This is a genomic window from Streptomyces apricus (assembly GCF_008369065.1).
Classification (GTDB): Bacteria; Actinomycetota; Actinomycetes; order Streptomycetales; family Streptomycetaceae; genus Streptomyces; species Streptomyces apricus.
The window spans coordinates 25,526-33,787 of sequence record NZ_VDFC01000033.1 but is presented as its reverse complement, the minus strand read 5'-3'; the positions used below and the strand labels follow the sequence as shown (position 1 = coordinate 33,787).

The following is an 8,262-nucleotide window of genomic DNA, read 5'->3' as shown; positions in this document are numbered from 1 at the left end:
GACGAGGAGCATCCGGTGGCCGCGGTCCTCGCGCTCGGGACCGGCCCGGCCGCGTACGAGCCGCCGCCGCTGCTCCCCCGGCAGCCGAAGCCGGGGCACCTCACGCCGCTGTAGCTCCGGTCGGTCCACCGCGGACACGGGGAAGGGCGGCCACGGATGTCCGTGGCCGCCCTTTCCCGTCGCCGCCCCGTCGGGCCCGCCCTGGGCGTGGCCGACAACGTGGCCGACGGGGCGGCTGCAGCCCGCTCAGGCCGCGGCGATCGCCGGGTCGCTGACGCCCGGCCGGCCGTTCTCGACGTGCCCGGCGAACCGGCGCAGGAACGAACCGTCCGCGTCCGACGTGACGGTGAGGTCGTACCAGCGCCTGCCTGCGCGCAGGTCGACGGTGTGCCGGACGGTCGCGCCGGGCCGCACCCGGAACGTCCGGGACCTGCCGCCGTAGCCGTCGGTCAGCTCCAGGTTCACCGTGCGGGCGCCCCCGTTGGTGAACGTCAGCTCGATGTCGTCCCCGTCGTGCCGGGCGGTGACCTCGGGCCCGGCCGTCCTCCCCGGGCCCTTGAAGACGCGCAGGAAGCCGTTGGGCCCGTGCACGGTCAGGTCGTACGAGCCCCCGGAGTACGCGGAGTTCCAGGTGTCCGAGAGCGTCTTGCCCGCCTCGGTGGTGTAGGTCCAGGGGCCGTCGGTGCGGCTCCCGGAGGTCACGTGGAAGGAGGCCCCGGCCTTCTTGCCGGAGGCGAAGGTCAGCGTGAACTTCCCCGTCCTCGCGTCGGCCGAGCCGTCGATCCACGGGGCGTAGCGCAGCGGCCGGGCGGGCCGCAGGCCGCGCTCCTGGCGGGGCAGCTCCGGGTCGGCGGGCGGAGTCGGCTTGTAGTCGGGGTGCCGGTCCTTGTCCTGCGGCTCGTACGCGTCCGTGTCCGGCAGGTCGGCCGGCCTGCTGTCCTTGCGGGAGAAGTCGAAGGCCGAGGTCAGGTCGCCGCAGATCGCGCGGCGCCAGGGCGAGATGTTCGGCTCCTCGACGCCGAAGCGGCGCTCCAGGAACCGCAGGATCGAGGTGTGGTCGAGGGTCTCGGAGCAGACGTAACCGCCCTTGCTCCACGGCGAGACGACGAGCATCGGCACCCGCGGGCCCAGGCCGTAGGGACCGGCGACGTACTTCGCGCTGCCCGGGTAGAGGTCCGGGCCGACGTCGACGGTGGACCTGCCCCGGTCGGCGGAGGCCGGCGGCAGCGGCGGCACCAGGTGGTCGAAGAAGCCGTCGTTCTCGTCGTACGTGATGAACAGGGCCGTCTTCGCCCATACCTCCGGGTCGGCGGTGAGCGCCTCCAGGACCTGGGAGATGTACCAGGCGCCGTAGTTGGAGGGCCAGTTGGAGTGCTCGGAGAACGCCTCGGGCGCGGCGATCCAGGAGACCTGCGGCAGCTTCCCGCCCAGCACGTCGGCGCGCAGCCGGTCGAAGTAGCCCTCGCCCTTGCGGGCGTCGGTGCCGGTGCGGGCCTTGTCGTACAGCGGATCGCCGGCCTTAGCGTTGCGGTACTTGTTGAAGTAGAGCAGCGAGTTGTCGCCGTAGTTGCCGCGGTAGGCGTCCGCTATCCAGCCCCAGGAGCCGGCCGCGTCCAGGCCGTCGCCGACGTCCTGGTAGACCTTCCAGGAGATCCCGGCCTCCTCCAGGCGCTCGGGGTAGGTCGTCCAGTCGTAGCCCAGCTCGTCGTTGCCGAGGACGGGGCCGCCGCCCTTGCCGTCGTTGCCGGTGAAGCCCGTCCACATGTAGTAGCGGTTCGGGTCGGTGGAGCCGATGAACGAGCAGTGGTAGGCGTCGCACACGGTGAAGGCGTCGGCGAGCGCGTAGTGGAACGGGATGTCCTCGCGGGTCAGGTACGCCATGGTCGTGGCACCCTTCGCGGGGACCCACTTGTCGTACTTGCCGCCGTTGTAGGCGGCGTGCCCGTCGGGCCAGCTGTGTGGCAGGCCCTCCAGGAACTGCATGCCGAGGTCGTCGGCCTCCGGGTGGAAGGGCAGCAGGTCCCTGGTGCCGTCCGACTGGTGCCACACGGACTTGCCGTTGTCGAGCGTGACGGGGTGCGGGTCGCCGAAGCCGCGCACCCCGCGCAGCGCGCCGAAGTAGTGGTCGAAGGACCGGTTCTCCTGCATGAGGACGACGACGTGCTCGACGTCCTCGATGGTGCCGCTGCGGTGGCTCGCGGGGATCGCGGCCGCCTTGGCGATGCTCTGCGACAGCGCGGTGAACGCCGCGGTGCCGCCCGCGAGTTGCAGGAAACGGCGCCGATTCACTTCGGTCATGGCTGGGGGGACCTCTCGGGCTGACGGTACGGGGCGACTACGGGTGACCACGGGCGACCACGGGTCCACTCGCGGACGGACGGGCCGGGCGGGCCGGTACGTGTGCGCAAGGAGTGTTCCAAGAGCACCGAACGTCAGGGAAGGGTGGCGTGGCCCCTGTGTGAAGGACGGCGGTACGTGAGGTGCCGGTCGCCTGTCGGGACGCCCCCGCGTGGCGGACCGCCGGTTTTGCGAGTGAGGTGGGGGTACCCGCTGGTGCGGCGGGCCGTGCCGGTCCGCCGCACCGTCGGTTCCCGCAACGACAAGGAGAGTGCCGTGCCCGCAGGATCCAGCCCGAAGCGTGAGCGCCAGTACGAGCACATCAAGGAGGGCGCCGAGAAGCGCGGCACCCCCAAGAAGCGCGCGGAGGAGATCGCCGCCCGCACCGTCAACAAGGAACGCGCCCGCTCCGGGGAGTCGAGGACGGCGAGCAGGACGTCCACCCGCGACCCGAAGTCCTCCTCCCAGCGGGGCGGTCAGCGCTCGCACAGCGGCGCCCAGGGACCGACCCGGGACCAGCTGTACGAGGAGGCGAAGAAGAAGAACATCGAGGGCCGTTCGTCGATGAACAAGCAGCAGCTCAGCAAGGCACTGGGCCGCTGAGAGCGAGCCACACAGCGAGCCACATGAGGAAAGAGACCCCATGAGCGACGACAAGCCCCTGGCCCTGGTCACGGGCGCCTCCAGCGGCATCGGTTTCGAGCTGGCCAGGCAGCTGGCCGAGCGCGGCTACGACCTCGTGGTCAACGCCGAGGACTCCGTACGGCTCCAGGACGCGGCCCGGCGGATCCGCGAGGCGGGCGCCGAGGTGGAGGTCGTCCAGGCCGACCTGCGCGTCCCCGAGGAGACCGAGGCCCTCTTCGCGGCGGCCTCGACGCTGGGCCGGCCGCTGGAGGTCGTCGCCCTGAACGCCGGTGTGGGACGCGGCGGCGCGTTCGTCGACACCGACCTGGCGGACGAACTGGAGATCGTCGACCTCAACGTCCGCTCGACGGTGCACCTGGCCAAGCGCGTCGTACGGGACATGGTCGTCCGGGACGCGGGCCGCATCCTGGTCACCTCCTCGATCGCCTCGACGATGCCCGGCTCCTTCCAGGCGGTCTACAACGCCTCGAAGTCGTTCCTGCAGTCCTTCACCGAGGCCCTGCGGAACGAACTCAAGGACACCGGCATCACGGTGACCTCGCTGATGCCCGGCCCGACCGAGACCGACTTCTTCCACCGTGCCGACATGGACGACACGAAGATCGGACAGCAGAAGAAGGACGACCCGGCCCAGGTCGCCCGGCAGGGACTGGACGCGCTCTTCGCCGGCAAGGACAAGCTCGTCGCAGGCTCCGTCAAGACCAAGGCGCAGGGCGTGGCCGACAAGGTGCTGCCCGACGCGGCCAAGGCCCAGGCGCACCGCAAGATGGCCGAACCGGGGTCGGGCGACTCCGGGAACTGAACGTTCGAGCTCGCTGGGGGCCGGCATGCCGATCACGCCCGAGGACGCGTACGCCCGTATCGGACGGGAGGTGGCCGCCCGGGCCGGCCTCCTGTGGGAGGTCGCCCTGGAACTGCACCGCTCGCCGGAGCTCGCCTTCCGGGAGCACCGGGCGGTGGAGCTGCTGACCGGGCACTTCGAGCGGGAGGGCTTCCTCGTCGAACGCGGCGTGGCCGGCCTGCCCACGGCGTTCACCGCCCGCACGGGGGACGGCGACGGGCCCTGCGTCGCGCTGCTGATGGAGTACGACGCCCTGCCGGAGCTCGGGCACGCCTGCGGGCACAACCTGATCGCCGCAGCGGGCCTCGGCGCGGCCCTGGCGCTGCGCGACGCGCTGGAGCGGGTGGACGGCACGCTGCTCGCGGTCGGCACCCCCGCCGAGGAGGACGGCGGCGGCAAGGTGACGCTCACCGATGCGGGGGTCTTCGACGGCGTCGACGCGGCCCTGATGTTCCACCCGGGCGTGCACACCTGGACCTGGGCGCCGCTGACCGCGCAGCGCCAGATCCGGGTGGGCTTCCACGGCCGCGCCGCGCACCCGACGGGCAACCCGACCGAGGGCATCGACGCGCTGGCGGCGCTGATCCAGCTGTTCAACACGCTCGCCGTGCTGGGCCGGCGCCTGCCGCCCGGATCGCACGTCCAGGGCATCGTCACGGAGGGCGGCAGGGCCACCAACATCGTGCCGGCGTTCGCCGAGGGCCTGTTCGGGCTGCGCGGCGGCACCACGGCGGCGCTCGACGACCTGGAGGCCGAGCTGGCGCACTGCGCCGGGGGCGTCGCGCACTCCACGGGCACCACCGTCGACACGGCCCGGGTCACGGACGGGTACGAGCACTTCCGCGACAACGACGTGCTGTCCGGCCGGTTCGCGCAGCACCTCGCCCGGGCCGGCCTCCCCTCGCGGGAGCCCGAACCGGGCGTCTACCTCGGCTCCTCGGACATCGGCAACGTCAGTACGCGGGTCCCCGCCATCCACCCCTTCGTCGCGATCATGGACGCGTCCGGCAGCGACCACACCCCGCAGTTCGCCGAGGCCGCCGCCGGGGAAGGGGGGCGCACCGCCCTGCTCGCGGCGGCGCAGGCGCTGGCCTGCACGGCGGCGGACGTCCTGCTCGTCCCGGAGATCGGGGAGCGGGCGTGGCGGTGCCTGCGGGAGAAGGCGGCCGCGGGGCTGTAGCGCGCCGCGCGACGGCCGCAGGCCGCGACGGCCGAAGACCGCGGCGCCGCGCGGCTGCGGTGACGCGCAGCCGCGGTGACGCGCGACTGTGGCAACAGGTGGCTGCGGCAACACGTGGCTGCGACGACACATGATCGGCGTCCTTCACCCGCACGGCCGCAGCCGGAGCGGCAGACCGTTTCCCATCGGAAAGGCAAGGGCAGGCGCAGGACATGGACCACTCGAAAGCGCCGGTACTCGAAGCCCTGGCGGCGTACCACGCCGAGGGGCAGACCCCCTTCACCCCGCCGGGCCACAAACAGGGACGGGGCGCCGACCCCCGGGTCCGTGCGGTGCTCGGGGACGCCGTCTTCCGTGCGGACATGGTGGCGACCAGCGGACTGGACGACCGGACGTCCTCCCACGGTGTCGTGGAGGAGGCGCAGGCCCTCATGGCGGACGCCGTCGGGGCCGACCACACCTTCTTCTCGACCTGCGGCAGTTCCCTGTCGGTCAAGGCGGCCATGCTGTCGGTGGCCGGACCGCACGAGAAACTGCTGGTGGGGCGTGACGCGCACAAGGCGGTGATCTCGGGGCTGATCCTGTCCGGCATCCGGCCCGTCTGGGTCTCACCGCAGTGGGACTCCCGGCTGCACCTGGCGCACCCGCCGTCCGCGGAGGCGTTCGAGGCGGCGTTCGCGCAGCACCCGGACGCCAAGGGCGCGCTCGTCACCGGGCCCACCCCGTACGGCACCTGCTCCGACCTGGCCGCCGTCGCACGGGTCTGCCACGAGCGCGGCAAGCCGCTCATCGTGGACGAGGCCTGGGGCGCGCACCTGCCGTTCCACCCGGACCTGCCGACCTGGGCCATGGACGCCGGGGCCGACGTCTGCGTGACCTCGGTGCACAAGATGGGTTCGGGCCTCGAACAGGGCTCGGTCTTCCACCTCCAGGGCGACCTGATCCACCCCGAGGTGCTCAAGAGCCGCCAGGACCTGCTCGGCACGACGAGCCCGTCCGTGCTCGTCTACGCGGCCCTGGACGGATGGCGCCGGCAGATGGTGGAGCACGGCCACGCCCTGTACGACGACGCGCTGGCCCTCGCCGCCTCCGTACGGGACCGGATCGCCGGCATCGAGGGCATGCACGTGCACGGGCGGGGCGACTTCTGCGGGACGGGGCTCGCGTCGGACATGGACCCCCTCCAGATCGTCGTCGACATCACCGCGCTGGGCACGACGGGTTACCGGGCGGCCGACTGGCTGCGCGAGCACCACCAGGTCAACCTGCACCTGAGCGACCACCGCCGCATCAGCGCCCAGCTGACCCACGCCGACGACGAGGACTCCGCGAAGACCCTCCTCACGGCCCTGCGCGACGTCGCCGCGCACGCGCACGAGCTGCGGCCCGCGCGGCAGGTCGACGTCCCGGACCCCGAACAGCTGCGGCTGGAGCAGACCGCGCTCCCGCGCGACGCGTTCTTCGGGCCGACCGAGCAGGTGCCCTGGGAGAAGGCGGTCGGGCGGGTCACCGCGGAGATGCTCACCCCCTACCCGCCCGGCATCCCCGCCGCGCTGCCCGGGGAGCGCCTGAATGCCGATCTGCTGCGCTATCTGCGCACCGGCGTCGACGCGGGCATGGTCGTGCCGGACGCCACCGACACCGAGGTCAGGAGCGTACGGGTGGCGATCGAGGACTGATCCGTACACCTTCTGAACACGGACCGGCGACGAACCGCCCACGAGTTCGGCATGAAGCGGTGTTAAGGGGGCACACGGATGACACCGATGAGTGCCTGGGAGGAATCTGTGGTCGTGTTGAAGCCGGATCCGCGCTCCGTGAGAACCCTTCTCGCCCGCTACGCGAGCGCACGCATCGCCCTCGCGCACGCGTCCGACCCGAAGTGGGAGCAGGAGCTGGCGGACGTCTCGTACACGCTGTGCGTGATGACGGGGACGTCCGCGATCACCGACGCGGTCGCGGCGGCGGACGAGATCCTGGCGACGGCCAAGCGCCCGGAGGCGGAGACCCCGCAGGAGGTCCTCCAGGACGCCCTCCCGGAGGACCCGATCCTCGCGGCCTGAACCCGCACGTCCCGTGGTGCCCCCTCCGTTCTCGGAGGGGGCACCACTGCGTCGTGCCGTCGGTGCCGTCGGTGGTGTCAGGTGGGGTCGGGCGTGGACAGGAGGCGGGCGAGCCATGCGGTGCGGGTCCGGCGGGCCGTGGCCGAGAGGCGCGCCTGCGGGAACAGGGCGTCGAACCCGTGGAAGGCGCCGGACCAGACGTGGAGTTCGGCCTGGCCGCCGGCCGCCCAGATGCGGGTGGCGTAGTCGGCGTCCTCGTCGCGGAAGACCTCGGCCGAGCCGGTGTCGACATAGGTGGCGGGCAGGCCCGCCAGGTCGCCGGCCAGCGCGGGTGACACGTACGGGGACACCTCGCCGTCCGCGGCGCCGCCGAGCACGGCCCGCCAGCCGAACTCGTTCATCTCGCGGGTCCAGACGCCGGGTCCGCCGGAGTACTGGCGGCTGGAGGTGCTGGTGTTGCGGTGGTCGAGCATGGGGCAGATCAGCAGCTGCCCGGCGATCGCCGGGGTGCCGAGGTCGCGGGCCAGCAGGGTGACACCGGCGGCGAGGCCGCCGCCGGCGCTGGCGCCCGCGACCACGATCCGGGAGGGGTCGACGCCCAGTTCCGCGGCGTGTTCCGCGATCCACAGCAACCCCCGGTGGCAGTCGTCGACCAGCGCGGTGCCGGTGGCCTCGGGGGCCAGCCGGTAGTCCACGGAGACCACGACCGCGCCGAAGGCGTCGAGCCACTCCAGCGGGATGTCGATCTGCGAGAAGCGGTCGCCCATGACCATCCCGCCACCGTGCATCCAGTAGACGCAGGGGGCGGCTGCGGCTGCGGCCGTGGCGGTGGCGTCGGCGCGACCGGCGTGCGCGGGGCTGAAAATCGACAGGGGGATCGGGGTACTGTCCCCGGCGGGCACGGTGACCTCGCGGTGCTCGGCGGACCGGCCTGCGAGCAGGGACTCCACGGGTGTCGGGGGCAGCCGGCGCAGGTGCGCGAGCGTGTCCGCGTCTAGCTGCGGCACCAGCGGCATACCGGCGAGGAGCTCACTCAGTTCGGGGTCCAGGGCGGGGCGCGGCAGAGTCATGGTCGTGGCCTTTCGGGGCGGCGGCGAACGGCACGGCGCCGAACGGCAGGGCGTCGGGCGGCGGCACGCCAGGCAGCGGGTGTCGGGCAGCAGGGCGTCGGACGGTCGCGGGGCGGGGCAGGGCGG

7 protein-coding genes are annotated in these 8,262 nt (G+C 72.8%); 5 read left to right on the top strand and 2 right to left on the bottom strand.

The window, feature by feature from the left end:
- Positions 1 to 246 precede the first annotated feature (246 nt).
- Complete coding sequence (locus FGF04_RS11130) at positions 247 to 2,298, bottom strand: phosphocholine-specific phospholipase C (RefSeq protein WP_149511130.1); 2,052 nt, start codon at positions 2,296 to 2,298, stop codon at positions 247 to 249.
- A 315-nt stretch (positions 2,299 to 2,613) separates the two neighbouring features.
- Between FGF04_RS11130 and FGF04_RS11125 the strand changes: the two genes are divergently transcribed.
- The 5 genes from FGF04_RS11125 to FGF04_RS11105 all read left to right on the top strand — a co-directional run bounded on the left by FGF04_RS11125 (position 2,614) and on the right by FGF04_RS11105 (position 7,066).
- Entirely contained in the window at positions 2,614 to 2,940 is a 327-nt protein-coding gene (locus tag FGF04_RS11125; protein WP_149511129.1) for a plasmid stabilization protein, read from the top strand.
- A gap of 40 nt (positions 2,941 to 2,980) precedes the next feature.
- Positions 2,981 to 3,784, top strand: coding sequence for an SDR family NAD(P)-dependent oxidoreductase (locus FGF04_RS11120; RefSeq protein WP_149511128.1), 804 nt, complete (start codon positions 2,981 to 2,983; stop codon positions 3,782 to 3,784).
- 25 nt (positions 3,785 to 3,809) lie between these two features.
- Positions 3,810 to 5,003, top strand: a complete 1,194-nt coding sequence (locus FGF04_RS11115; RefSeq protein ID WP_149511127.1) for an amidohydrolase — start codon at positions 3,810 to 3,812, stop codon at positions 5,001 to 5,003.
- Positions 5,004 to 5,215: 212 nt separating this feature from the next.
- On the top strand, positions 5,216 to 6,682 hold the full coding sequence (locus FGF04_RS11110; RefSeq protein WP_149511126.1) for an aminotransferase class I/II-fold pyridoxal phosphate-dependent enzyme: 1,467 nt from the start codon (positions 5,216 to 5,218) through the stop codon (positions 6,680 to 6,682).
- 78 nt (positions 6,683 to 6,760) lie between these two features.
- Positions 6,761 to 7,066: a DUF5133 domain-containing protein gene (locus FGF04_RS11105; RefSeq protein ID WP_328596287.1), complete on the top strand. Its 306-nt coding sequence runs from the start codon at positions 6,761 to 6,763 to the stop codon at positions 7,064 to 7,066.
- A 77-nt stretch (positions 7,067 to 7,143) separates the two neighbouring features.
- Here the strand turns inward: FGF04_RS11105 and FGF04_RS11100 are convergent, their stop codons facing one another.
- Complete coding sequence (locus tag FGF04_RS11100; protein WP_149511124.1) at positions 7,144 to 8,136, bottom strand: alpha/beta hydrolase; 993 nt, start codon at positions 8,134 to 8,136, stop codon at positions 7,144 to 7,146.
- Positions 8,137 to 8,262 lie beyond the last annotated feature (126 nt).